The sequence below is a fragment of the Burkholderia sp. BC1 genome (assembly GCF_052683555.1).
Genome location: NZ_JBQYLP010000007.1, coordinates 102,580 through 128,483 on the forward strand (window position 1 = coordinate 102,580; position 25,904 = coordinate 128,483).

Sequence of the window (25,904 nt, forward strand, 5' to 3'; positions counted from 1 at the left end):
GCTGCTCGGCACGCACGACGGCGCGCGACGCACGCGGCGTACTACGCATGCGCTTCATCGGCCGGCGCGCGCGTCGCATCGGGCGACGCGTAGCGGCTCGCCTTGCGCGGCAGGCCGAGGTGATCGCGCAGCGTGCTGCCGTGCAGCTCGCGCCGATAGCGGCCGCGCGCTTCGAGCGCCGGAATCACGAGTTCGACGAAATCGTCGACGCCTTGCGCCTGCACCGCAAAGCCGAGAATGAAACCGTCGGCCGCGCCCGCGTCGAACCAGCGGATCAGTTCGTCGGCGACGTGCTCGGCGGTGCCGATGAAGTTCGGGCGCGGCGTCGCGACGGCGAGCGCCGTTTCGCGCAGCGTCAGCCCGTGCCGTTTCGCGTCGGCCTTGATCCGGTCGGTCGTCGAACGGAAGCTGTTGCGGCCGATGTCGCCGAGCTCGGGGAACGGCGCGTCGAGCGCGTATTGCGTGAAGTCGTGGTGGTCGAAATAGCGGCCGAGATAGGCGAGCGCGTCGTCGATCGTCAGCAGATCGCGGATCGCGCGGTATTTGTCTTCGGCTTCGGCGGCGGTGCGCCCGACGATCGGCCCGATACCGGGGAAGATCTTCACGTCGTCGGGCCGCCGGCCGTGCTCGATCGCGCTCTGCTTCACGCGCCGCGAAAACGCCGCGGTTTCGTCGAGCGACGGCGAATGCGTGAATACCGCGTCCGCGTACTTGCCGGCGAGCGCGATGCCGTCGTCGGACGAGCCGGCCTGAAAGATCACCGGCTGCCCCTGGCGCGAGCGCTGAATGTTCAACGGCCCGGCGACCTGGAAGAAGCGGCCGCGATGATCGAGCGTATGCAGCTTCGTGCGATCGAAGAAGCGTCCGGTTTCACGGTCGCGCACGAATGCGTCGTCGTCCCAGCTGTCCCACAGGCCCTGCACGACGCTCAGGAATTCGTCGGCGATCTCGTAGCGCAGCGCGTGATCGGGATGCGTCTTGCCGAAGTTCTTCGCGGTGCCTTCGAGCGGTGTCGTCACGACGTTCCAGCCGGCGCGCCCGCCGCTGATCGCGTCGAGCGACGCGAGCTGGCGCGCGACCGTGAACGGCTCGCTGTACGACGTCGAGATCGTGCCGGCGAGCCCGATCTTCGTCGTCGCGGCCGCGAGCGCGGACAGCAGCGTCAGCGGCTCGAAGCGGTTCAGGAAGTGCGGGATCGACTTGTCGTTGATGTAGAGGCCGTCCGCGACGAACGCGAACGCGATGCCGGCGGCCTCGGCCTTGCGCGCGATGCCGATCGCGAAATCGACGTTGATGCTCGCATCGGGCGGGTTGCTCGGATGCCGCCATGCGTTCATGTGGCTGCCTGCGCCTTGCAGCATCAGGCCGAAGGGAATCGGGCGTGGAGTCGTCATGGGTGTGGCGTGTCGCGGTCGAGGGAAGGGGCGCCGTGCGTCGCGGCGCGTGCGATGTGCGCTGGCGTGATCGTCTGCACGCCGCCGAGCCATTCGACCGACGCGAGTCGCGCCGCATGGTCGGCGGTCGGCGCATCGATCACGAACTCGTCGACGCCGAGCCGCCGGCTCAGCGCGTCGAGCGCGCGATGGACGCGCTCGGGCGTATCGGCGAGCACGGCGGGGCGCAGTTCGTCGATGCGGTAGTCGGACGCGCCGCTTTGCCGCGCGAATTCGGCGGCTGCCTGCGCGCTCGCGAGGTTGAAGCTCTGGCCGCTCGCGAGCCGCAGCCGGAAGATCTTCAGCGTCCCGATCAGACGCTCGGCCGCCTCGCGCGTCCCGGCCGCGACCGCGTACAGCGCGACGAGCGGCTGCGTGCCGCCTGCGCTTCGGTAGGCCTCGAGCGAGCGTTCGAGATTCGCCTCGTCGCCGTTGAAATGGCCGGCATAGCAGAAGCGCCAGCCGTGGCGTGCGGCGAGCGCGCCGCTGTCCGGCGATCCGCCGAGCAGGATGCGTTGCGGCGGCTGCGGCGGTTCGGGCAGCGCGATCGCGCCCGCGAGCGGATGATCCTCGTCGACGCCCCAGCCGAGAAACGCGTCGAGCGCGGCGAGCTGGCCCGCGAAGTCCGGTTTTGCGGCCTTGTCTTGATACCACTGCAGCGCACGCGTGGTCAGCGGCAGTCCGCCCGGCGCCTTGCCGATGCCGAGATCGACGCGGCCGGGCGCGAGTGCCGCGAGCAGCCGGAACGTCTCGGCGACCTTGAACGGACTGTAGTGCTGCAGCATCACGCCGCCCGAGCCGACGCGGATGCGCGACGTCTGCGCGAGCAGATGGGCGACGACGATTTCGGGCGCCGAACTCGCGAAGCCCGGCGCGCCGTGATGCTCGGCGACCCAGAACCGCGCGTAGCCGAGCTGCTCGGCGCGCCGCGCAAGCGTGGTCGTGAAGCGCAGCGCGTCGGCGGCGCTGCCGCCGTCGGCGATCGGGATTTTGTCGAGCAGCGAAAGCGAATAGGACATGGTGAACGACGTGCGTGAAAGGGGGCGGCGCTCAGCTCTTCGGCAGGCCGGGCGGATTCGTGCGCGACGTGTCGATCGCTTCGGACGCGAGGTTCCAGCGATCGAGGATCTGCGTGTAGCGGCCGTTCTTGATGAGCCCGTTCAGCGCATCGGTGAGCGGCTGCGCGAGCCCGCTGCCCTTGCGCGTCGCGATCGCGATGTCGGCCGTGCGCGGCCAGCCGCCGCTGACCGTGCCGACGAGCCGCGTCTTGCCCTGCTGCGCGCTCTGATACGCGAGCACCGAATTCACGCTGAAGATCGCGTCCGCGCGACCGGACTGCACGGCGACGATCCGCATCGCGTGATCGTCGTAGTACTGCACCTGCACGGGCTTGAGCCCGTGCGCGACGTTGTCGCGGTCCCACGCGAGCAGGATCTTTTCCTGATTCGTGCCGGCGTCGGTGACGATGCGCAGCCCGGCGACGTCCTTCGGTTCGCGGATCGCCCGGATCGCGCTGTCGTTGCGCACGTAGAAGCCGAGCTGATCCTTGCGGTACGTCGAGAAGTCGAACTTCTGCTTGCGTTCCTCGGTGACCGTCACGTTGGAGATCACCGCGTCGACCTTGCCCGAGTCGAGCGCGAGCGGCCAGTCGGCCCAGGCGAGCGCGACGATCTTCAGCCGGCGTCCGAGCGTATCGGCGACGAGCTGGCCGACGTCCGCATCGAAGCCGACGACCGTGCGCGCGTCCGTCGCATAGGTGCTGATCGGCGGCAGGCTCGGCGCGATGCCGATCGTCAGCGTGTCGGGTTCGGCGAACCGGAACGACGCGGGCACCGCGCGCTCGACCGCCGGATCGGCGATGCCGCGCGGACGGCCGCGCTGCTCGGGACTCAGATCGAACGTGGCGGCCGCGGCGGCGAAGGCCGTGAGGCCCACGAGCGCGGCGGCGAGGGTGACGATGGCGCGCGAAGCGCGGCGTACGCGGTATGGCATGAAGACGTCCTGTCGTTGTCGTGGAAAGCAGGGAACGCGATGCGCGCGTGGACCGCGGCCGACCCTCAGCGCGGCAGGGCCGCTTCGGGCGTGGGCGCCCACAGATCGGCGAGCGTCGACGTGCGCGCGGGATCGACGAGGTCCTTGCCGAAGCGCAGATGGAAAAGCACTTCGGGATCGATCGATGCATCGAACAGACGCGCATAACCCGCGCGGTCGTACAGCGCCCACGCTTCGGGCTGGCGAAAACCGGTCGTTAGATAGACGCGGCGATAGCCTTGCCGGCGCGCGCGCTGCTCGAGCGCCTCGACGATGCGGCGCGCGAGCCCTTGACGGCGCAGGTCGGCGCGCGTCCAGATGCGTTTGAGTTCGGCCGTCTGCGCGTCGTAGCGCTTGAATGCGCCGCCGCCGATCGTCTCGCCGTCGCGCAGCAGCAGCACGAACGCACCTTCGGGCGGCGCGAACAGTTCGGCCGGATAACGTGCGAGTTCTTCGCGCGCGGACGCGCGGCTGTCGGGGCGGTACGCGTCGTAGCGCGTCGCATATTCGTCGATCAGTGCGTCGATCAGCGGCTGGGCACGCACGTCGAGCGGGGTCGTGTCGATGATGCGGTCGGTCGTGGCCATGGGCATCGCGAAAGGCGCGCGATGCGGACGCGGCAGGCACGCGGCCCGGCCGTTTCGTTCGTTATCGCGACGCGGTTGTCGTGATGGCGGCCGCCGCTGTGCGCGGTGCGATGCATTCGGCGGGCCGCCGCCGTTTCGGATACGTTAGCGGGGCGGCGCACGAAGACGAACGAAGCAATTTCGATAAGGATTTCGCGGGCAGCGTCAGAAGGCTTGCAGCGAAAGCGGGGGGATGAGGCGCAGGCGGTGCGCGTCTGCCTGCGCGTGCGCGGCGGATCATCGATGCACGCGCGCAGGCCGTTTATGCTGCACGCACTTCGTCGAGCAGATCGGGATGACGGTCGAGAAGCTTCAGCAGCTTCACGAGCGCCAGCGGCGGATTGGTCTTGCCGGTCTCGTAGCGGGAAAACGCGTTGACGCCGCCGCCGAAAATCTCGGCCGCCTCGCGCTGATCGAGCTTCAGCTTCTTGCGCACCGTCGCAATGAACTTCGGATCGACGAGTGTCGCGTTCACTTGCCGGTTGAACGCCGACACTGCTTCGCCGAAACGGGTCGCCTCGTCGACGTCGAGCACCGACTCGCCGCACGCGGGGCAAAACTCGCCCGTGACGTGCGGGATCACGGTCGATTCGCCCTTGTAGGTGTACGGGATGTCGCGCGTGTCGCGGACCAGCGCGGCAGCACCGCATGCAGGACACTTCATTTCATCGCTCCTTGAAAGACACGATCAGCACATCGTCGACGACGGTCGGTTTCAGATAGACGTCGCCGCGCATCGTGCAAGGCCGGTAGACGTCCTGCCAGATCGTGTGGTCGGCGTAGGTCGTCATGCTCTTGTGGAATTCGAACGGTGTCAGCGCCCTCACCACGTCGATCGTTTCCGCTTCGGTAAAGCCCATCTGGCGGGCGCCGATGACGGCGCTTGCGGTCAGGCGGACCTTGCCGGCTTCGATCAGCGCCTCGACGCGCGGCAGCTTGCAATGCGGCGTTCTCTTTTCCATGCGTGTCCATGCGCGAGTTTAACCAAGTAGGTTAATTTGTCAAGTTGGTTAATGGCGCACGCGTGCCGTCCGCCATACAGGGCAGACAGCACGGGAAAAGGAGAGGTCCGGAACCGGCCCTATCGGCCGATGCTCGGCGGGTCGGTAGGTTCCGCGAGCTGAAACAGGCAGTCGCCGCGCTGCACTTGCGCGGGCACGCGCTTGCAGACGACTTCGCCGTCGCCCTTGAACCGGTGCAGCACGGGCTCGCGCAGCGGCGTATCGGGGAAGTGGACCCACGCGGCCGGCTGCCCGGCCGTCACGCGGTCGCCGAGTTCGACGAGCGGTTCGTAGAGCCCGCGTTCGTAGGCGTAGACGAAATGCCGGTCGCCGTCGACCCGCAAAAAGCGCGTGACGGTCGGCGGCGCATCGGGCAGGAGCTTGCCGTGCAGCAGGCCGATATAGCCGAGATAGTGCAGCAGCCCGTGACGCCCGAGCCGGATCAGCGACGGATCGGCCATGCCGGCGCCGCCGAGTTCGGTGACGATCGAGATCGCGCCTTGCCGGCGCGCGGCCGATGCGGAATGCACGGGGTTCGGCCCATGCAGCAGCGCGTTCGGCAGCCCGAACGCAACGAGCAACCCATGGAGCTTCGCGGCCTCGTCCGCGTCGAGCGGATCGATCGCGAGCATGTTGCCGCCGCTATACAGCAGCGAGCTGCCGCCCGAATGCAGGTCGACAAGGTATTGCGCGCGCGACAGCAGCGCGTGCTCGATGTAATGCGCGATCATCTGCGTCGGCGTGCCGGCCGGATCGCCCGGAAAGCTGCGGTTCAGGTTGCCGTTGTCGAGCGGCGACACGCGTAGTCCCGCATCGGCCGCCGGAAAGTTCGCCATCGGCAGCAGGATCAACTGCCCGCTGATCATGTCGGGCTCGATCTCGCGCATCAGCTGCGACACGATGATCTGGCCTTCGTATTCGTCGCCGTGATTGCCGGCCATCACGAGTGCGACCGGGCCGTCGCCGTTGCGGATCGACGCGATCGGAATCGGCAGCCAGCCGTATGCCGAGCGATGCACGGAATGCGGAAGACGCAGATAGCCGGCCTGCTTGCCGGGCGCGTCGAGATCGATTTCGCAGTGGATGGGATTGCGGAACGGGGAGGAGGCGGTCATGGCAACGTCGTGCGATGGACGGGATCTGCCATCTTATCGGGAAACGACGGCGGCGCGACGCGCGCGAGCCGCGTGTCGCGCGCGCGTGCGGACTTGCGTGCGCTACCGCCCCGACGTTTCAGCTTCGATACGACCTTCTTCCCACAGCGCCCAGAACCGGCTGCCCGCACGATACGGATTCGCGCGGCCGGCCGCGTAGTCGGCGACGCCTTGCCGATATGCGCCGTACAGCGTCAGCGGCGGATTGTCGACGCACGCGGCTTCCCGAGCGGGCGTGCGGCGTCCGGACACGAGGCGGCGGATCAGCGATGCGCCGTCGATCACGTCGAGTTCATCGATCGTTTCGCGGCGGCTCATCACTTCGACGGTATTCATGGCAGCACTCTCCGGCAGTCTGTTTCCCGTGATGAAGCAATAACGGTGCCAGAGAGGAAATGCGGCGCACTGCGTCGATCGTGCAGCCTTCTGCACGTAACGTCGCGGCGTATCGCGGGCGATGTTACGGAACACGTCACGTGACATCGGCACGCGCCGCACACGCGCAAAGCGTTTCGAAACTGAAACAGTCGCGCGCGGGCGGTCAGTTTGCGGCGGCCGGCGCGACGGGCCGGCTGCCGCTCGAATAGAACCGATAGCGGCCCTTGCCGGCCGACTTCGCGTCGTAGAGCGCGCTGTCGGCCTGACGGATCAGTTCGTCGGGCGTGCCGTGCCCGTCGTCGAGTGCGATGCCGATGCTGATGCCGAAGCGCACCGTCTCGCCGATCGACAGCGTGTAGGGCGCCGAGATCTGCGCGATGAGCTGCGCGGCGACGCGCGAGCACGCGTCCATCGTCGTATCGTCGACGGCCACGACGAACTCGTCGCCGCCGATGCGCGCCGCGAGCGCGCCGTCGCGCAAGGTGCGGCCGAGCCGTTCGGCGACCTGCGTAAGCAGCTCGTCGCCGGCCTGATGACCGAAGCGATCGTTGATCGCCTTGAAGCCGTCGAGATCGAGATACATCACCGCGACCGCCGTGTCGGGCCGGCGCGGCGGCCGCGACAGCATCCGTTCGAGCTCCGCATGCAACTCGTGCCGGTTCGGCAGCCCCGTCAGCGCATCGTGCCGTGCGAGGTGGCGGATGTGCTGTTCGGTCAGACGCCGCGCGGTCACGTCCTCGACGATGATCACCGCGTTGCCGTCCGGCACACGATGGCGCGTCAGTTCGAGCTGCCGGCCGCTCGCGAGCGTGATGTCGAACGGCGCCGCGTCGTGTGCGAGCCAGTCCGCGCAGCGGGCGGCGAGGACGGCCGCGTCCGGCTGCGCGGCGTCGGTGCCGAGCGCGGCGACGACGTCCGGCAGCGGCGTATCGAGCATGATCTCGCGCGGCGAACCGAACAGCTGCGCCGTGCGCCGGTTCGCGACGATCACGCGGCTGTCGCCGTCGATCATGCAGAGGCCGTGCGGCATGTAGGTGAGCGCGGCGTCGAAGCGCGCGACGAGTTCCGCATTGCGCTGGCGGGCGGCGATCAGCGCGACGAGTACGCGGTAGTGGCGTTGCACGACGGTGCGCATCGCGGCCAGATAGATCGCGAGCGGCGGCACCAGCAGCCACGCGCCCGGCCGCTCGGCGAGCAGCGCGCCGACGCCGATCGGCAGCACGCCGAGCGTGACCTGCGTCATCGCGAGGCGCGGCAGCGCCGAATTGCGCGACGCGATGCCGCCGAACACGCCGCCCGCGATCATCACCGCGAGCGTGCCGAGCTCGACGTCGGCCGCATCGACGCAGCCCATCGCGCCGAGGCCGAGCACGAAGCAGGCGAGCAGCGAGACGGGCGCGTAGTGCATCGCCCAGTATTCGGCGCGATCGCGGCCGGCGTTGCGCTCGATCACATAGGCGCGCGCGATCGCGAGCCGGGCAGCGAGCAGCGCGACGTCGACGACGAGCCAGATCGCACACCAGAGTTCATGCAGACGAAGCAGCGCGACAGCTGCGACGAAGCCGCTTGCGAGGCCGGACAGCGCCATCGGCCGCACGTCCTCGAACAGCGTGACGAGCATCGACGGACGCAGCGCGTCCGTCACGCAGTGGTTGCCGGACGGGGGAGTGGCGAGAACGGAGTGCAGGAGACGTGCCCTGACTGCCATGGTTGTCGACCTCGACACGATATCGCGATGGCTGGCAGGTCCGTGCACGGGGCCGGGTGCCGGCAAGCCGGAATGCGCACGACATTACCATGAACGCGCGCCGCGCGGCGCACCGGCGCTTGGCCGTTCGAACCGCTGCCGCACGCGAACAAAAGACGCTTGCGGCGCCGCGCGCACAGCGGCACGATCGTTGTCCACGGGACGATATGCGACGCACGGCCGACACGTCCGCGCACGCTTGCGATCGATGCCGCGACCGCACGCTGCGCCGCGGCGGAATCTCGTTATAAGAAATCCAATAACTATTGCATGTGAAAAATACTATAGGCGATATATCGTAAAAAATGCCAGAATGCGCGCCGCTCCGAACGCCGCGACATCCGATCGCCGTACGAGCCGCATCAGGAGGTTCCCCCCAATGAAAAACCACGGCCTGTCACGGCGGGGTTTTCTGAAAGCCAGCGTGCTGGCCGGCGTTGCAGTGTATGTCGCGCCGCTGGGCAGCCGCGCATTCGCGGCGCTCTTCGAAGAAAAACTCCTCACTCCGGTCAAATGGGATAGCGTCACCGGCATCCCCCGATTCCGCATCGACGGCATGGCGAAGGTCACGGGCTCGAAAGTGTTCGCCCGCGACGTGCGTGCCGCCGACATGCCGCACTGGCCGCAGCAGCAGTCGCATGCGCTGATCCTGCGCGTCACGCAGGCGGACCGCATCTACGAAGGATTCGACCTGTCGCTGCTCGGCGACGAACTGAAGCCGGATCGCGTCGTCACGGCCGATGATCTCGCGCGCGACGGCGTCGCGTTCCCGGCGTTCTACGGCGAGGACATGCTGCTGCCCGCCGGCAAGACGCCCGCGTATCTCGGCCATGCGGTCGCGATCCTGATCTATCACGACTTCGCGCGCTTCCGCTTCGCGAAGAACGCGCTGAAGTTCCGCGACGACGTGATCCGCTACGGCGCCGTCACGGGCCCGCTCGAGCGCGATCCGTGGGGCACGTTCCGCTACGTGCGCGTGGGCGGCAAGACCGCGTACGACGACGATGTCTATTCGAGCCTGAAGGACGCGCCGATCTTCCCGAGCCAGATGCGCAAGCATCAACCGGTCTGGCCCGACGGCAAGGAACACGGCAAGCTCGACGAGCAGGGGATGTTCCATGCCGGGCAGATCGCGGCGGAGCTCGAGCATCCGTCCGCGGACTGGCTCGTGTTCGATCGCGAGTACAGCACGCAGTCGGTCGATACCGCCGCGCTCGAGCCGGACAACGCGAACTGCTGGTACGACGCCGCGACGCAGTCGCTGCATCTGGTCGTCGCAAGCCAGTCGCCGCTCGAAGTCGCGGAGAACGCGGCCGCGATGGTCGCGAAATGCCGCTTCCCGGTGAAGAAGCTGTTCGTGCATCCGTGCTACACGGTCGGATACGGATCGAAGGACCACTGCAACGTGCCGTTCTACGGGCTCGTGTGCGCGCTGTATGCGGACGGCCGTCCGGTGCGGTTCGCGAACGACCGCTACGAGCAGTTCCAGACCTCGCTCAAGCGTCACGCATTCCGCATGCATTACCGGATCGCGGTCGACCGCAATACCGGCCTGCTGCAGTCGTTCAAGGGCGACTTCGAGGCGAACGGCGGCGGACGCTCGAACTTCTCGCCTTCGGTCGCGATGGTCGGCGCGACGGCCGCGCAGTCGATCTACTACTTCCCGAAGAGCGATCTCGCCGCGGTCGCGATCGCGTCGCGCGCGATCGACGCCGGTTCCGCGCGCGGCTACGGCACGCTGCAGAGCATGGCCGCGACCGAAATGGCAATCGACGAGATCGCCGCGCAGCTGAACATCGATCCGATCGACTTCCGTCTGCGCAACGCGCTGCGCTCCGGAATGAAGAACACGCAGGGCGCGATTCCGGCCGGCGCATTGCGCGTCGACGAAGTGCTCGAGCGCGCGAAGCAGCACCCGCTGTGGACGCGCCGCGTGGCGCGCAAGGCCGAATTCGAGGCCGCGAATCCCGGCAAGCGCTACGGCGTCGGCTTCGCCTGCGTGCAGAAGGACTTCGGCACCGGCGCCGAAGCATCGTTCGCGAAGGTCGAATTCGACGAAAACGGCAAGGTCACGCTGCATCACACGGCCGCCGAGATCGGCACCGGGATGTCGACGTCGCAGGCGGTCGCGGTCGCGAAATGGCTCGGCCGCCCGGCGACCGACGTGCGCGTCGCCGTGACGGAATGGCCCGATCTGCCGGTCGAGACGAGCGGCGATCCGTACACGATGTCGCAGGCCGACCAGGATCGCCTGAGCGCGAATCCGCGCTGGTCGCCGAGCTATGCATCGCCGTCGAGCGCGACGAACTCGGCGTTCTACTTCACGCACAGCACGCGCGAAGCTGCGCGCGCCGTATTCCGCTACGGCCTGTGGCCGGCCGCGATGTCGATCTGGTCGCGCGGCCTCGGCGGCGGTCAGGCCGCGCCGTACACGGTCCGCATCGAAGACGCGCGCTGGGTCGACGGCAAGCTGACTGCCGACGGGCTCGAGCCGCTCAGCTTCGAACAGCTCGCGAAGCAGGCGCATGCGCTCGGCCTGCCGACGGGCGCCGTCGTGCACGTGTTCAACCGCTGGCAATGGACCGACGCCGAGTTCGAAATCGGCGGCACGGTCGAGCGTTTGCCGATCGACGGGCTGTCGCTGCGCATCGGTGCGCCGAAGACGGGCGACGAGCACGGACCGGTGCCGGGCACCGCCGTGCCGGCGGGCGCGACCGCGGTGCGCGGCACGCTGCCGCCGACGGCGAACGGCTATCGCGTGCTCGACCGCAAGCGCGTGTTCATCCCGCCGATGAGCCGCAACAACGCGGCCGTCACGTACTACACGGCGGTCGGCACGCTCGTCGAGCTGGCCGTGCACGAAGCGACCGGCAAGGTCGAGTTGCTCACGCATCACTCGATCATGGAATGCGGCAACCAGATTTCGCCGCAGCTCGTGTCGGGCCAGTTGCAGGGCGGCCTCGCGATGGGCATCGGCCACGCGCTGCACGAATACCTGCCGCTCTACGAGGACGGCCCCGGCAACGGCACGTGGAACTTCAACCGCTATCAGCTGCCGCGCGCGACCGACGTCGCCGTGTGGACGCAGACGGGCGACGTGCTGCCGCCGCTGTCGGAGACCGATCCGCCGAAGGGCGTCGCCGAAGTCGTGATGATTCCCGTCGTCGGCGCGATCGTGAACGGCATCGCTCACGCGATCGGCCATCGTTTCACCGATCTGCCGGTGACCCCGCAAAAGATTCAGGAGGTGCTCGCATGACGACCGCCCAAACCGCCGCGTCGGGCGCGAGCGCCGCCGCGGCAGCGACCGGCGCATCCGCGCCGAACGCGGCTTCGGCCGCACCCGCCGCGGCCGCCGTCGAGCGTCCGCTGGTCCGCTTCCAGCAGAAGCCGCTGTCGGTCAACATCAACGGCAAGGCCGTCGGCCCGATGCAGGTGCCGGAAGGGCTGATGATGATCGAGTTCCTGCACGAGTATGCGGGGCTTACGGGCTCGCGGCTCGGCTGCGGGCAGGGGATCTGCCACGCGTGCGTGGTGATTCTCGACAAGCCGGACGGCACGAGCGAGGAAGTGCGCACCTGCATCACCGGCGCGCATTTCTTCCACGGGCGCGCGATCCGCACGGTCGAAGGCCATGCGAAGCGCAACGAAGCCGGCGAAGTGGTCGAGCTGTCGCCGATCCAGCAGAAGTTCCTCGAGCACTTCAGCTTCCAGTGCGGCTACTGCACGCCCGGCTTCGTGAACGCGGCGACGGTGCTGATCGAGCGGCTGAAGCGCGAGCCGGTCGCGAAGGCCGACGTCGAGCGCACGATCACCGAGGCGCTGAACGCGCATCTGTGCCGCTGCACGGGCTACGTCCGCTACTACGAAGCCGTGAAGGACGTCGTGATGACGACGCCGGGACTCGTGAAGGACGCCGCATGAAACGCACACTCGCTCATCGTGTCGCGCGCTTCGCCGGCTTGCCCGCGCTCGCCGCGGCATGCGCACTGACGCTCGCCGCGTGCGGCGGCGACGCACCCGCATCGACGGCCGGCTCAGGCGCCCCGGGCGCGGACCAGATCGCACGTGGCCGCTATCTGGTGAAGGCGGCCGACTGCGCCGCATGTCATACCGCGAAGGACGGCGCGCCGTTCGCGGGCGGCGCGAAGCTCGATTCGCCGTACGGCACCTTCTACGGATCGAACATCACGCCGGACAAGGATCACGGCATCGGCCGCTGGAGCGCGGACGACTTCTATGCGGCGCTGCACGACGGCAAGGCGCCCGGCAAGCGGCTCTATCCGTCGATGCCGTACACGTCGTACCGGCAGCTCACGCGCGCGGACACCGACGCGATGTACGCGTACCTGATGACGATCAAGCCGGTCGCGCAGGCCAACCGCGAGCACGCGCTGAAGTTCCCGTACAACCTGCGGTTCGGGATGGCGCTGTGGGACCTTGCGTTCCTGAAGGACAGCCTGCCGGACGCATCGACGGGCCAGTCCGCCGACTGGCAGCGCGGCCGCTATCTGGCCGGCGCGCTCGGCCACTGCGCGGAGTGCCACACGCCGCGCGCGTTCACGGGCCAGCTCGACGGCGCGAAGCCGTTCGCGGGCGCTGCGCTCGGCCGCGTCGCCGCGCCGGACATCACACCGGCCGGCCTCGCCGCGCGCGGCTGGACCGTTGCCGACCTGCAGACCTTCTTCGGCGTCGGGATCGCGCCGCAAGGCTCCGCGTTCGGCGAGATGTATCCGGTCGTGCACCTGAGCACGCAATACCTGACGAAGGACGACCTGCGCGCGCTGTCGGTCTATCTGCTCGGCGACACGCCGCCCGCGCCGCAGCCGGTGAAGCCGGTATCGGCCGATGCGGCGCAGCTCGCGGCCGGCCGTTCCGTCTATGTCGCCGTGTGCGCGGGCTGTCACGGGCTGAGCGGCGAAGGCAAGCCGCACGTCGCGGTGCCGATGGCCGGCAACTCGACCGTGCGTCAGCACGATCCGCGCAACCTGCTCGTCGCGGTGCTCGACGGCATCGACGAACAGAAGTTCGCCGGCGTCGAGAACATGCAGGCGATGCCGGGCTTTGCCGGCACGCTCGGCGACGAGGAAGTCGCACAGCTCGCGAACTATCTGCGCGCGACATGGGGCGGCCAGCCGGCCAGCGTCACGCCGGCCGACGTCAAGGCGATGCGCTGAACCGAGCGGCGGCGCCGCGTGCGGGCAGGCCGGTTGCCGGCCGCCGCGCGCTGCGTGCCCGACATCTCGACGGCGACGCGTCAGTAACCGCCGCCGCCACCGCCGTTGCCTCCGGAGCCGCCGTAGCGGCTCATGCCGGGCCCCTGCGCGGGGCCGCCGCCCGACGACGTACAACCCGCCGACAGCACGAGCGCGAGCGCCGCGATCAGCGCCGCGGCCAACGTTGCCGATTTCATGTCGATCTCCTTTCGGTGCGCAGTCCCCCGGCCGACGCCGGTTCGCGCGAACCGGGCGTCTGCGCGATCACAGAACGACTTGGCGCCGGCCGTTATTCCATTGTTTTTGCATATCGCGCTGCGGCAGGCGCACGGCGTCATGCATCGCGCGGTGCGTCCTCGCGACCGCAGCGGTCGACGCACGCGCGCGCTCGCGACCGTTGCGCGACTTTGCAACGTGGTCGGCGCAGGACGATATCTGCATCGGAAGTCGAGATCGATCCGCCGTTGGCGTAGGCGACGCGTGGCGATTCGACGTGTGTAGTCGCGTCGTGCCCGGCGCGGCGGCCAGGAAGGGCCGCCACGCCGGCGCGAACGCGGCGGCAGACTCGGTGCGATCAACGATAGACGAGATCCGCGCGGCGATTTTGCGCCCACGCGGCTTCGTCGTGACCGAGCGCGACCGGCTTTTCCTTGCCGAGACTCACGGCCTCGAGCTGCGACGCCGGCACGCCGAGCGTTTCGAGCGCGCTCATCACGGCCTGCGAGCGGCGCTGGCCGAGCGCGAGGTTGTATTCGGACGTGCCGCGCTCGTCGGTGTTGCCCTGGATCAGCACGTGACGCGACGGGTGACTGCGCAGGTAGTTCGCATGGGCCTGCAGCAGCGACTGGTCCTCGGGCTTCACCGTATAGCTGTCGAAGTCGAAATACACGCTGCGCTTGGCGAGCGGGCTGTTCGGATTGTCGAGATCGTCGGCCGTCACCGTCGTGACGGCCTCGCTCGACGGCGCCGGCGCCATCCCGGTGTTCTCGGGCGTCTTCGCGGCGTGATGACAGCCGCCGAGCAGCGCGAGCGCTGCAATGACCGCAAACCGATTCGTTTTGCTCATCCTTTTTCTCCTGCGGTTGACTGCGTTGACAGCGGGCGCGCGACACTCACGCGACATGCTTTCGCAAGCCGGCGACACGCGATCTGAAAGACTGTGACGATCGGCGTGCCAGATCGCGATGCTGCTGCAATCAGATTAGGAAAAATGTCACAGCGTGACCAGTTTCTCCGTCATGTGGTCGCGAAGATGGACGAGAAAGGATGCGCACGCAGGCATCGTACGTTGCCGCACGCGCTCGGGAACGAACGTTGCATGACGAGGCCCGGCGCGCCTCAGAACTTGTGCCGCAGCCCGAGCGCGACGACGACTTGATTGCCGTTCGCCGACGGCGTCAGCGTCCAGACGGTCGCGTTGAACGCGGGATTGCCGTTGCCGCCGCTCACGCGCTGATACACGCCTTCGAGATAGACGTCGGTGCGCTTCGAGAACGCATAGTCGGCCTGCGCGACGAGCTGGTTCCACTTCGGGCGCGTCTGGCCGGCGCGCGTATCGAAGCGGCCCATCGTGTAGGTGTAAGCAGCCGATACGCTGAAGGCGGCGGTCGCGAAGTAGCGCGCATCGACCGAGAAGTTGTCGAATACGAGCGATTCGCCTTTCAGCGGCGCGATGCCGCTGCCTTGCAGCACACCGGTCACGCCGTCCGTGGCCGAATGCGACCACGCGGCGCCGACCGAGTGCGGGCCGAACGCATAGCGCGCGGCGAGCGCCCAGATCTGCTGGTTGCCGCCCGTGATCGTCGCCGAGCCGTCGACCGTGCTGAGCGCGCCGTCCGGATTCGGCGCATGGCGGTCGCGGCTGATCTTCAGATAGCCGGCGCCGAGCTTCAGCGGGCCGTTCGCATACGACAGCCCCGCGCTCCACGCGGCATTGTTCGAAAACGCGCCGGCCGTATTCGAGAATCCGTACATCGCGCCGAACGTGAGCCCGCGATAGGTCGGGCTCGTGTACTTGACCGCGTGGTTGATCCGTATGTTGCGATTCGAGTCGTCGTTGTCGTACGGATGGACGGCGAGATTGCCGCCCCAGCCGGGCCCCGACGCGCCGAGCGGCGTCACGAAGTCGAGAATCAGATCGTACTGGCGGCCGAACGTCAGTGTGCCGGCCGTGTTCGAGCGCACGCCGATCCATGCCTGCCGGCCGAACAGGTCGACGCCTTTCTGCGACAGCGCGCCGGTCGTGCCCGAGAAGCCGTTCTCGAGCGTGAAGACGGCCGCGAGCCCGCCGCCGAGGTCCTCGCGGCCGCGCAGCCCCCAGCGCGCCGCATTCAGTGCGCCGCTCGTCATCGCGACGTTGCCGCTGCCGGGCGAGCCCGCGCCATGCGTGCGCTGGTTGTTCGCATAGGTGATCGACGTATCGATCAGCCCGTACAGCGCGACACTGCTCTGTGCCTGTGCGGCGGTCGGTGCGATGCTGGCCGTGCAGGCGGCGACGAGCGCGCCGGCGATCCCGTTGGTGCGGCGCGCGCGACGCGTCGATGAGGTCGCGCGGCCACGCGTGCGCGTGCGCGAGGTGGTCTGATTGGAATGCATTGTGTGTTCTTGTCGTTGGCCCGGCGCGAAGCCGGCAGGCGCGTCGGCGGCAGACCGACGGATCGAGCGCGCATTATTGAAGATCGCCCGACGCGCGATTAAGCGGCTGCACAGGAAAGGTCTTCTGCACGATCTCGCACAATCGTGTGCGGCGCGCATGCGGCGCTGGATGCCGTGTTCGACATCGGCGCGCGCAGAGGGAAGGGTGTCGGAGGGCGCGCTGCCCTCAGCCCGATGGCCGGATGCAGCGCGCTGCGCGAGCGATCGCGGCCTGCGGCGGCACACGGATCGCGCGGCCGTACCGCGCGCGGCGATTACGCGCGCACGGCGACGCGATAGCGCGTCGCCTGCCGATACGTATCGCCGGGCCGTACGATCGTCGCGTCGGCGAGCTCTGCCATGTTGATCTGATTCGGAAAGCAGCCGGCCTCGACGCACAGCGCCGCGTGCCGCACGCAGGTCGTGCCGCCGCTGACGCGCAGGCCGTCGAGATAGTTGCCGGTATAGAGCTGCAGCCCGCATTGATCGGTCGACACGGTCAGCTCGCGGCCGCTTTCCGGATCGTAGATGCTCGCGACGGGCCGCACGCCGTGCACGTCGTCGCGCAGCACGTAGCAGTGGTCGAAGCCGCGGCCGCGCGCGAGCTGCGCGTGCGGCCAATCGAGGCGTGCACCGAGTGGCGCGCTTTGCCGGAAATCGAACGCGGTACCCGTCACGTCGGCGCGGCCGGTCGGAATCAGCGCGTCGTCGACTTCGAGAAACGCGTCCGCATCGATCCTCAGCACGTGGCCGCGCACGTCGCTGCCCGCGCGGCCGCTCAGATTGAAGTAGCTGTGATTCGTCAGGTTCAGCGGCGTCGGTGCGTCGCTCGTGCCCGTGTAGTCGATCGTCAGCGTGCCGTCGTCGTCGAGCGTATAGCGCACTTGTACGCTGACGTTGCCGGGAAACCCCGCATCGCCTTCGGGCGAATCGAGCCGCAGCGTGAGGCCGCCGCGATCGTCGATCACGTCCCAGCGTTCGCGATGAAAGCCGCTTGCGCCGCCGTGCAGCAGATTGCCGTTCTCGTTGCGATCGAGCGGATAGTCGATGCCGTCGAGCGTGAAGCGCGCGCCGGCGATCCGGTTCGCCCAGCGGCCGACCGTCGCGCCGAGATACGCGCCGGACGCGAGATAGTCGGCCGGCGTGTCGTGCGCGAGCACGATGTCGGCGAAGCGGCCGGTGCGGTCGGGCGCGAGCCACGACACCACGGTCGCGCCGAGGTCGCTGACGACGACGCGCATCCCGTGCGCGTTGCGCAGCGTATAGCGCCGCACCGGATCGCCGCCGGGCAGCGAACCCCACGGCTCGGACGGAATGCGGGCGACGTCGGACGCGGTGCGGGAAGAATCGGTATCGAAGGTCATGAGTAATCGGTCGTCGACGATGAGCGTCAGTGCGCGGACACCGCGCGTTCCTGGTATTCGCGCGGCGTGCAGCCGAGTTCGCGTCGGAACACCGCGTACATGTACTGCAGCGACGTGAATCCGCAGCGGATCGCGACCTCGGCGCTCGATGCATTGCGGCTCGCGAGCAGCGCCTGCGCGGCCTCGAGCTTGTGACGCAGGATTTCCTGATGGACGGTGCGCTGCAGTTCGCGCCGGAAGTGTTCTTCGAGCAGCGAGCGCGACACGCCGACATAGTCGGCGACCTGCTCGGTCTTGATGCCCTGGCACGCGTACTGGCGGATGAAGTGCCGCGCGCGCATCACGTGCGGACTCGCGACCGGCTGATGGCGCGTCGATTCGAGCACGTTGATGCCGACCGGCGGCACGAGGATGCGCTGCCCCGGAAAGCGTGCGCCGCGCAGCATCCGGTGCAGCAGGTGCGCGGCCGTGCGGCCCATCTCCTCGGTGCCCTGGATCACCGACGACAGCGGAATGCGCGTCAGCGTGCGCGTGAGCGGATCGTTGTCGATCCCGATGATCGCGACCTGCTCGGGCACCGCGATGCCGGCGATCAGGCACGCCTGCAGCAGATGCCGCGCACGCGCGTCGGTCACCGCGATTACGCCGACCGGCTTCGGCAAGGCGTTCAGCCAGCCGATCAGTTGCTCGATCGCATGGTTCCAGCCGGACGCCGTCGTCGGCAGCCCGCGGTAGATCGGCGCATCGAGGCCATCGGCGCGCGCGAGCCGGTCGAACGCGAGTTCGCGCTGCTGCGCCCAGCGGTTTTCCTGCGCGGCCGGCAGGCTGTACATCGCGAAATGCGGCAGCCCCGCGCCGATCAGATGCGTATAGGCGAGCGACACGAGCTTCGGGTTGTCGGTCGCGATGTAGGGGACGCCGTCCGGATAGTGGGATGGATCCTCGTAAGACGATCCCACCGCGACGATCGGCAGCGGCGAGCCCGCGAGCGCGTCGGCGACGGCCGGGTCGTCGAAATCCGCGATGATGCCGTCGCCGTCGAAGCGCTCGATGCCGGCGAGCCGGCAGCGGAAGTCGTCTTCGAGGAACAGGTCCCACACGACGCGCGTCGAGTGCAGGTACTGGCCGATCCCGCTGATGATTTCGCGGTCGTAGACCTTGTTGGCGTTGAACAGCAGCGCAATGCGGTGCGGTGTCGGGGCGGAACGGGCGCGGTTCATCTCGGTCTCGGGGCCGGCGCCGCTAGCGCCGTGCCGTTGTCTCCTGGGGCGCGCGTCCGGCGGGCGGCGCGCGACGGTTCGATGTCCGGCGATTGTAGGACGGAATCCGCGTACCGCGCGTGCGGCTGGCAAGAAACGTTAAGCGTGCTGCGCAATTTCGCAATTGCCGGCCGGCAGGCGCACGGGCACGATCCTGCCAGACCGCAACCCGGCGCCGCGCGTCGACGCGACGCACGCTGCGCTGCAACAAGACACCGGACGGAGACGCCATGTCGTATTTCGAACACATTCCCGCGATTCGCTACGAAGGGCCGCAGTCGGACAACCCGCTGGCCTATCACCACTACGACCGCACGAAGCGCGTGCTCGGCAAGACGCTCGAGGAGCATCTGCGGATCGCCGTCTGCTACTGGCACACGTTCGTGTGGCCCGGTCACGACATTTTCGGGCAGGGCGCATTCCGGCGGCCGTGGCAGCAGCCGGGCGACGCGCTCGAGCGCGCGCGGCAGAAGGCCGATGCCGCATTCGAGTTCTTCACGAAGCTCGGCACGCCGTTCTACACGTTCCACGACACCGACGTCGCGCCGGAAGGAGACAGCCTGCGCGAGTACGTCGACAACTTCGCACGGATGGTCGACTATCTCGGCGAGCGTCAGCAGGCGAGCGGCGTGCGGCTGCTGTGGGGCACCGCGAACCTGTTCTCGCATCCGCGCTTCGCGGCGGGCGCCGCGACCAACCCGAACCCGGACGTCTTCGCGTGGGCCGCGACGCAGGTGCGCCACGCGCTCGACGCGACGCACCGGCTCGGCGGCGAGAACTACGTGCTGTGGGGCGGCCGGGAAGGGTACGAAACGCTGCTCAATACCGATCTGAAGCGCGAGCGCGAGCAATTCGCGCGCTTCCTGTCGATGGTCGTCGAGCACAAGCACCGGATCGGCTTTCGCGGCGCGCTGCTGATCGAGCCGAAGCCGCAGGAGCCGACCAAGCACCAGTACGACTACGACGTCGCGACCGTGCACGGCTTCCTCACGCAATACGGGCTGCAGGACGAGATCCGCGTGAACATCGAGGCGAACCATGCGACGCTCGCCGGTCATTCGTTCCATCACGAGATCGCGAACGCGTTCGCGCTCGGCGTGTTCGGCAGCGTCGACGCGAACCGCGGCGATCCGCAGAACGGCTGGGACACCGATCAGTTTCCGAACAGCGTCGAGGAGCTCACGCTCGCGTTCTACGAGATCCTGCGCCACGGCGGATTCACGACCGGCGGCATGAACTTCGACGCGAAGGTGCGGCGCCAGAGCGTCGATCCGGAAGATTTGTTCTACGGACATGTCGGCGCGATCGACGTGCTCGCGCTCGCGCTCGAACGCGCGGCCGTGCTCGTCGAGAACGACCGGCTCGAAGCGATGCGCCGGCAGCGCTACGCGCAGTGGGACGACACGTTCGGCCGCAAGATCCTGTCGGGCGGCTATACGCTCGAATCGCTCGCAGCCGACGCGCTCGCGCGCGGCGTGAACCCGCAGCATGCGAGCGGCGCGCAGGAGCGGCTCGAGAACATCGTGAACCAGGCGATTTACGCGCTGCGCTGACGCCATGTACATCGGACTCGATCTCGGCACGTCGGGCGTGAAGGCCGTGCTGCTCGACCGCGACGGCACGGTGCGCGCGAGCGCGACGCGGCCGCTGACGGTGAGCCGGCCGCAGCCGCGCTGGTCGGAGCAGGCGCCGCACGAGTGGTGGGACGCCGCGTGCGGTGCGCTCGCGGCGCTCGTCGCCGATGCACGCGCGGCCGGCATCGACGCGCGCGACATCGCCGCGCTCGGGCTCACGGGCCAGATGCACGGCGCGACGCTGCTCGACGCGCGCGGCGACGTGCTGCGTCCCGCGATTCTCTGGAACGACGGCCGCGCCGATGCGGAGTGCGCGGAGCTCGAGCGCGCGGCGCCGTCGCTGCGTGCGGTCGCCGGCAACATCGCGATGCCGGGCTTTACCGCGCCGAAGCTGCTGTGGGTGCGCCGTCACGAGCCCGACGTGTTCGCGCGGATCGCGCATGTGCTCCTGCCGAAGGACTATCTGCGCTACCGGTTGACCGGCGCATTCGCGACCGATCCGTCGGATGCGGCCGGCACGCTCTGGCTCGACGTCGCGAAGCGCGCGTACGACGACACGCTGCTCGCCGCCTGCGGACTGTCGCGAGCGCAGATGCCGGCCGTGTTCGAAGGCAACCGGATCACCGGCACGCTGCTGCCCGAGGTCGCGCGCACGCTCGGGCTGCGCGAGATTCCGGTCGTCGCCGGCGGCGGCGACAACGCGGCCGGCGCGGTCGGCGTCGGCATCGTGCGGCCCGGCGATGCGCTGCTGTCGCTCGGCACGTCGGGCGTCTACTTCGCCGTGTCGGACGGCTTTCGCGCGAATCCCGAATCGGCGGTGCACAGCTTCTGTCATGCGTTGCCCGACACGTGGCACCTGATGTCGGTGATGCTGAACGCGGCCGGCTGCATCGACTTTGCCGCGCAGCTCGCCGGCTACGACGGCGTCGCGGCGCTGCTCGCGGATGCCGAGGCGAACGCGCGCGATGCGCGCCCGTGGTTCCTGCCTTACCTGAGCGGCGAGCGCACGCCGCACAACGACGTCAATGCGAAGGGCGTGTTCTACGGGCTGACGGCCGATACGCGGCGCGCCGATCTCGCGAACGCGACGCTCGAAGGCGTCGGCTTCGCGCTGCTCGACGGCATCGACGCGCTGCATGCGGCGGGGCTCGTGCCGGACGGCATCACGGTGATCGGCGGCGGCTCGCGCAGCGCGTACTGGACGCAGATGCTCGCCGATCTGACCGGCCGCGCGCTGACGCTGCGCGCGGGCGGCGACGTCGGCCCGGCGCTCGGTGCCGCGCGGCTTGCGCGGCTCGCGGTCGAACCCGATGTGCCGCTCGACATCGTGTGTCCGCAGCCGCCGGTGCTGGCGGTACGCGAACCGGACCGCGCGCGCCATGCGTGGTATCGCGACGTGCGGCGGCCGACGTTTCGCGCGTTGTATCGCGCGCTCGAACCCGTATTCGCGGCCGGCGCGTGACGCGCCGTTCGCACCGCCGGAACTCGGGCCGCCGGCGGGGCTGCCGCGCGATGGCGCGGGGCCTGCAATGGCTCGAAGCGGGCGGCGCATTCGGGCGCCCGCCCGGCGTATCGAGGTAGTCCAATAAAGAGGAGTGGAGACATGAGATCCGTGACGCGTCGTACCGTATTGAGTTCGCTCGCCGGCGCCGCAGCGCTGGCGGTCCTCGCGCTTGGCGCGCCGCTCGCACATGCGAGCAAGGACAAGCCCGAGATCGGCTTCTGCATCGACGATCTGCGCGTCGAGCGCTGGTCGCGCGATCGCGACTACTTCGTCGCCGCCGCGACGAAGCTCGGCGCGAAGGTGTCCGTGCAGTCCGCCGACGCGAGCGAGGAGCGGCAGATTTCGCAGATCGAGAACCTGATTTCGCGCGGCGTCGACGTGATCGTGATCGTGCCGTTCAACTCGAAGACGCTCGGCAACGTCGTCGCCGAAGCGAAGAAGGCCGGCATCAAGGTCGTGTCGTACGACCGATTGATTCTCGATGCGGACGTCGACGCATACATCTCGTTCGACAACGAGAAGGTCGGCGAGCTGCAGGCGCAGGGCGTGATCGACGCGAAGCCGAAGGGCAACTACTTCCTGCTCGGCGGCGCCCCGACCGACAACAACGCAAAGATGCTGCGCGCCGGCCAGATGAAGGTGCTGAAGCCCGCGATCGACCGCGGCGACATCAAGATCGTCGGCCAGCAGTGGGTGCCGGAGTGGAGCGCCTCGACCGCGCTGCGGATCGTCGAGGATGCGCTGACCGCGAACAACAACAAGATCGATGCGATCGTCGCATCGAACGACGGCACCGCGGGCGGTGCGATCCAGGCGCTCGCCGCGCAGCATCTCGCCGGCAAGGTGCCCGTGTCGGGGCAGGACGCCGATCTCGCGGCCGTCAAGCGCGTGATCGCCGGCACGCAGACGATGACCGTCTACAAGCCGCTGAAGCTGATCGCCGGCGAAGCGGCGAAGCTCGCGGTCGATCTCGCGAAGGGCACAAAGCCCGCGTACAACGCGCAATACGACAACGGCAAGAAGAAGGTCGACACCGTGCTGCTGCAGCCGACGCTCCTGACCAAGCGCAACGTCGACGTCGTCGTGAAGGACGGCTTCTACACCCAGGCGCAGCTGGCGAGCCAGTAAGCGGCGCGACGCGCGCGGCCGGCCGCGGGTGGCGGGTCCGGCCGCGCGCACACTGCGAGGCACGAACGTATGACCGAACCCTTGCTGACGATGCGCGGCATCGTCAAGGATTTCGACGGCGTGAAGGCGCTCGACGGAATCGACCTGACCGTGCGGCCCGGCGAATGCGTCGGGCTGTGCGGCGAGAACGGCGCGGGCAAATCGACGCTGATGAAGGTGCTGTCGGGCGTCTATCCGCACGGCACATGGGATGGCGAGATCCGCTGGGAAGGTGCGCCGCTCGTCGCATCCGGCGTGCGCGACACCGAGCGCGCGGGCATCGTGATCATTCACCAGGAGCTGATGCTCGTGCCCGAACTGTCGGTGGCCGAGAACATCTTCCTCGGCAACGAGATCACGCTGCCCGGCGGACGCATGCACTATGCCGAGATGGTGCGGCGCGCCGAGGCGCTGCTGCGCGAATTGCGGATCGACGCGATCAACGTCGCGCAGCCCGTGATGAACTATGGCGGCGGCCATCAGCAGCTGATCGAGATCGCCAAGGCGCTGAACAAGCGCGCGAAGCTGCTGATTCTCGACGAGCCGTCGTCGTCGCTGAGCGCGGCGGAGACGCGCATCCTGCTCGATATCGTCCGCGACCTCAAACGGCGCGGCGTCGCATGCGTGTACATCTCGCACAAGCTCGACGAGGTCGAGGCCGTCTGCGACACGGTCACCGTGATCCGCGACGGTCGCCACGTCGCGACCGAGCCGATGCGCGGGCTGACGACCGACCGGATCATCTCGATGATGGTCGGCCGCGAGATCCGCAACCTGTATCCGCGCGAGCCGCACGAGATCGGCGATGTCGTGCTCGACGTGCGCAACGTGACCTGCTACGACGTGACGAACCCGCGGCGCAAGCGTGTCGACGACGTGTCGTTCAGCGTGCGGCGCGGCGAGATTCTCGGTGTCGCGGGGCTCGTCGGCGCCGGGCGCACCGAGCTGATGCAGGCGATCTTCGGCGCCTATCCGGGCGCGTGCACGGCCGACGTGCGGATGAATGGCCGGCCGCTCGCGATCCGTGCGCCGGGCGATGCGATCCGCGCGGGCATCGCGATGGTGCCGGAGGACCGCAAGCGGCACGGCATCGTTCCGCAGCTCGGCGTCGGCCACAACATCACGCTGTCGGTGCTGCGGCGTTTCGCGGCGCGCGGGCGGATCGACGCGGCCGCCGAACTCGACGCGATCCGCACCGAGATGCAGCGGCTCTCCGTGCGTGCCGCGCATCCGTTCCTGCCGATCGCGAGTTTGTCGGGCGGCAATCAGCAGAAGGCCGTGCTGGCGCGCATGCTGCTCGCCGACCCGCAGGTGCTGATTCTCGACGAGCCGACGCGCGGCGTCGACGTCGGAGCGAAAGCGGAGATCTACCGGCTGATCTTCGCGCTCGCGAAGCGCGGCGTCGCGCTGATCGTCGTGTCGTCGGAGCTGCCCGAAGTGCTCGGGCTTGCCGATCGCGTGCTCGTGATCGGCGAGGGCGAGCTGCGTGGCGATTTCGTCAACGACGGCCTGACGCAGGAACAGATTCTCGGCGCCGCGCTGAAAGCCGGCCGGCGCCCGACCGAACCCACCGCAACGAGTGCGACATGAATACCGAACTGTCTTCCTCTTCGTCTTCCGCCGGCGCGCCGGGCGGTGCGCCGGGTGCCGACGCGCGCCGCGGCGCGGGCCGGCCGCTGCGGCAGATCTTCGTCCGCTACAAGGTGCTCGCGCTGCTGTTCGCGGTCGCCGCGATCTGGCTGTTCTTCTCGGTGCTGACCGACGGCGCGTTCGTCACGCCGCGCAACGTGTCGAACCTGCTGCGGCAGATGTCGATCACCGGGATGCTCGCGTGCGGCATGGTGTTCGTCATCATCGCGGGCGAGATCGACCTGTCGGTCGGTTCGCTGCTCGGGCTGCTCGGCGGCGTCGCGGCGATTCTCGACGTGAACCGCCATTGGCCCGTGGCCGCGACCGTGCCCGCCGTGCTCGCGCTCGGCGTGCTGATCGGGTTGTTCAACGGCTGGTGGTCGACGTATCGACGCGTGCCGTCGTTCATCGTCGGGCTCGGCGGGATGCTCGCGTTTCGCGGTGTGCTGCTCGGTGTGACCGGCGGTTCGACCATCGCGCCGGTGTCGGACGGCTTCGTGTTCATCGGGCAGGGCTATCTGCCGCGCGCCGTCGGCGACGGCCTCGCGCTGCTGCTGTTCGCGCTCGTCGCGCTGCTCGTCGTGCGTCAGCGCGGCACGCGGCGCCGCTACCGACTCGCGGTCGCGCCGGTGTGGCAGGACGCCGCGAAGGTCGTCGGCGCGGGTGCCGTGCTGTTCGCGTTCGTCGCGACGCTCGACCGTTACGGCGGTATTCCGGTGCCGGTCCTGCTGCTGCTCGCGCTGCTCGGCGTGTTCTCGTGGATCGCGACGCAGACCGTGTTCGGCCGGCGCATCTATGCGGTCGGATCGAATCTCGAGGCGACGCGGCTGTCCGGCGTCGACACCGACCGCGTGAAGCTCGCGATTTTCGCGCTGATGGGGCTGATGTGCGCGTTCGCGGGGATCGTGAACACCGCGCGGCTCGCTGCAGGATCGCCGTCCGCCGGCACGATGGGCGAACTCGACGCGATCGCCGCCTGCTTCATCGGCGGCACGTCGATGCGCGGCGGGTCGGGCACCGTGTACGGCGCGCTGATCGGCGCGCTCGTGATGGCGAGTCTCGACAACGGGATGTCGATGCTCGACGTCGACGCGTACTGGCAGATGATCGTCAAGGGCGCTGTGCTGGTGCTCGCGGTGTGGATCGACGTCGTGTCGCGGTCGAACCGGCGCTGAGGCGCGGGCGGC

22 protein-coding genes are annotated in these 25,904 nt (G+C 68.6%); 8 read left to right on the top strand and 14 right to left on the bottom strand.

The genetic code is table 11. The features are described from left to right. Nucleotides 1–41: 41 nt before the first annotated feature. The 9 genes from ACSHSS_RS05520 to ACSHSS_RS05560 all read right to left on the bottom strand — a co-directional run bounded on the left by ACSHSS_RS05520 (nt 42) and on the right by ACSHSS_RS05560 (nt 8,331). Nucleotides 42–1,394, bottom strand: a complete 1,353-nt coding sequence (locus tag ACSHSS_RS05520; RefSeq protein WP_060144883.1) for an LLM class flavin-dependent oxidoreductase — start codon at nt 1,392–1,394, stop codon at nt 42–44. Further along, nucleotides 1,391–2,452, bottom strand: coding sequence for an LLM class flavin-dependent oxidoreductase (locus tag ACSHSS_RS05525; RefSeq protein WP_006413132.1), 1,062 nt, complete (start codon nt 2,450–2,452; stop codon nt 1,391–1,393). Before ACSHSS_RS05525 ends, ACSHSS_RS05520 begins: the two co-directional genes overlap by 4 nt. A 31-nt stretch (nt 2,453–2,483) precedes the next feature. After that, a complete protein-coding gene (locus ACSHSS_RS05530; protein WP_105790546.1) occupies nt 2,484–3,425 on the bottom strand; it encodes an ABC transporter substrate-binding protein in 942 nt (313 codons plus the stop codon). A gap of 65 nt (nt 3,426–3,490) precedes the next feature. Then, on the bottom strand, nt 3,491–4,051 hold the full coding sequence (locus ACSHSS_RS05535) for a GNAT family N-acetyltransferase (RefSeq protein WP_059786242.1): 561 nt from the start codon (nt 4,049–4,051) through the stop codon (nt 3,491–3,493). A 301-nt stretch (nt 4,052–4,352) separates the two neighbouring features. Further along, the gene (locus ACSHSS_RS05540) at nt 4,353–4,754 is read right to left on the bottom strand and encodes a type II toxin-antitoxin system MqsA family antitoxin (RefSeq protein ID WP_006397015.1); all 402 of its coding nucleotides are present in this window, start codon (nt 4,752–4,754) and stop codon (nt 4,353–4,355) included. A 1-nt stretch (nt 4,755) separates the two neighbouring features. Then, the gene (locus ACSHSS_RS05545) at nt 4,756–5,052 is read right to left on the bottom strand and encodes a type II toxin-antitoxin system MqsR family toxin (protein WP_445544671.1); all 297 of its coding nucleotides are present in this window, start codon (nt 5,050–5,052) and stop codon (nt 4,756–4,758) included. A 119-nt stretch (nt 5,053–5,171) separates the two neighbouring features. Next, nucleotides 5,172–6,206 (bottom strand): succinylglutamate desuccinylase/aspartoacylase family protein, encoded by a 1,035-nt coding sequence (locus ACSHSS_RS05550; RefSeq protein WP_445544672.1) that lies wholly within the window; start codon nt 6,204–6,206, stop codon nt 5,172–5,174. A 102-nt stretch (nt 6,207–6,308) separates the two neighbouring features. Then, a complete protein-coding gene (locus ACSHSS_RS05555; RefSeq protein WP_006413125.1) occupies nt 6,309–6,581 on the bottom strand; it encodes a hypothetical protein in 273 nt (90 codons plus the stop codon). 205 nt (nt 6,582–6,786) lie between these two features. Next, nucleotides 6,787–8,331, bottom strand: a complete 1,545-nt coding sequence (locus tag ACSHSS_RS05560; protein WP_181154136.1) for a sensor domain-containing diguanylate cyclase — start codon at nt 8,329–8,331, stop codon at nt 6,787–6,789. Nucleotides 8,332–8,749: 418 nt separating this feature from the next. On the opposite strand from ACSHSS_RS05560, the gene ACSHSS_RS05565 reads away from it, so the two are divergent. Genes ACSHSS_RS05565 through ACSHSS_RS05575 form a run of 3 tightly spaced genes read left to right on the top strand, consistent with a single transcriptional unit; the run spans nt 8,750 to nt 13,547 of the window. After that, nucleotides 8,750–11,629 carry a xanthine dehydrogenase family protein molybdopterin-binding subunit gene (locus ACSHSS_RS05565; protein WP_206381913.1) on the top strand — a complete coding sequence of 960 codons (2,880 nt, stop codon included), beginning with the start codon at nt 8,750–8,752 and terminating at the stop codon, nt 11,627–11,629. Continuing rightward, the gene (locus ACSHSS_RS05570) at nt 11,626–12,294 is read left to right on the top strand and encodes a (2Fe-2S)-binding protein (protein WP_006397024.1); all 669 of its coding nucleotides are present in this window, start codon (nt 11,626–11,628) and stop codon (nt 12,292–12,294) included. The genes ACSHSS_RS05565 and ACSHSS_RS05570 overlap by 4 nt, the downstream gene beginning before the upstream one ends. Continuing rightward, nucleotides 12,291–13,547 (top strand): c-type cytochrome, encoded by a 1,257-nt coding sequence (locus ACSHSS_RS05575; protein WP_445544673.1) that lies wholly within the window; start codon nt 12,291–12,293, stop codon nt 13,545–13,547. The genes ACSHSS_RS05570 and ACSHSS_RS05575 overlap by 4 nt, the downstream gene beginning before the upstream one ends. Before the next feature lie 80 nt (nt 13,548–13,627). Here the strand turns inward: ACSHSS_RS05575 and ACSHSS_RS05580 are convergent, their stop codons facing one another. The 5 genes from ACSHSS_RS05580 to ACSHSS_RS05600 form a co-directional block, all read right to left on the bottom strand. After that, entirely contained in the window at nt 13,628–13,783 is a 156-nt protein-coding gene (locus tag ACSHSS_RS05580) for a hypothetical protein (RefSeq protein ID WP_217247262.1), read from the bottom strand. Between the two features lie 377 nt (nt 13,784–14,160). Continuing rightward, on the bottom strand, nt 14,161–14,652 hold the full coding sequence (gene pal, locus ACSHSS_RS05585) for a peptidoglycan-associated lipoprotein Pal (RefSeq protein WP_006413128.1): 492 nt from the start codon (nt 14,650–14,652) through the stop codon (nt 14,161–14,163). Between the two features lie 272 nt (nt 14,653–14,924). After that, nucleotides 14,925–16,181 carry a porin gene (locus ACSHSS_RS05590; protein WP_059842037.1) on the bottom strand — a complete coding sequence of 419 codons (1,257 nt, stop codon included), beginning with the start codon at nt 16,179–16,181 and terminating at the stop codon, nt 14,925–14,927. 314 nt (nt 16,182–16,495) lie between these two features. After that, nucleotides 16,496–17,584: an aldose epimerase family protein gene (locus ACSHSS_RS05595; protein ID WP_445544674.1), complete on the bottom strand. Its 1,089-nt coding sequence runs from the start codon at nt 17,582–17,584 to the stop codon at nt 16,496–16,498. A 26-nt stretch (nt 17,585–17,610) separates the two neighbouring features. Then, nucleotides 17,611–18,804 (bottom strand): XylR family transcriptional regulator, encoded by a 1,194-nt coding sequence (locus tag ACSHSS_RS05600; RefSeq protein WP_006397032.1) that lies wholly within the window; start codon nt 18,802–18,804, stop codon nt 17,611–17,613. Nucleotides 18,805–19,073: 269 nt separating this feature from the next. On the opposite strand from ACSHSS_RS05600, the gene xylA reads away from it, so the two are divergent. The 5 genes from xylA (at nt 19,074) to ACSHSS_RS05625 (ending at nt 25,892) form a co-directional block, all read left to right on the top strand. After that, nucleotides 19,074–20,396: a xylose isomerase gene (xylA, locus tag ACSHSS_RS05605; protein ID WP_048804729.1), complete on the top strand. Its 1,323-nt coding sequence runs from the start codon at nt 19,074–19,076 to the stop codon at nt 20,394–20,396. A gap of 4 nt (nt 20,397–20,400) precedes the next feature. Next, entirely contained in the window at nt 20,401–21,879 is a 1,479-nt protein-coding gene (gene xylB / locus ACSHSS_RS05610; RefSeq protein WP_445544675.1) for a xylulokinase, read from the top strand. Between the two features lie 141 nt (nt 21,880–22,020). Further along, on the top strand, nt 22,021–23,049 hold the full coding sequence (gene xylF, locus ACSHSS_RS05615; protein WP_006397036.1) for a D-xylose ABC transporter substrate-binding protein: 1,029 nt from the start codon (nt 22,021–22,023) through the stop codon (nt 23,047–23,049). 69 nt (nt 23,050–23,118) lie between these two features. Further along, nucleotides 23,119–24,678, top strand: a complete 1,560-nt coding sequence (xylG, locus tag ACSHSS_RS05620; protein WP_006413650.1) for a D-xylose ABC transporter ATP-binding protein — start codon at nt 23,119–23,121, stop codon at nt 24,676–24,678. Then, the gene (locus tag ACSHSS_RS05625; protein ID WP_006397038.1) at nt 24,675–25,892 is read left to right on the top strand and encodes a sugar ABC transporter permease; all 1,218 of its coding nucleotides are present in this window, start codon (nt 24,675–24,677) and stop codon (nt 25,890–25,892) included. The genes xylG and ACSHSS_RS05625 overlap by 4 nt, the downstream gene beginning before the upstream one ends. Nucleotides 25,893–25,904 lie beyond the last annotated feature (12 nt).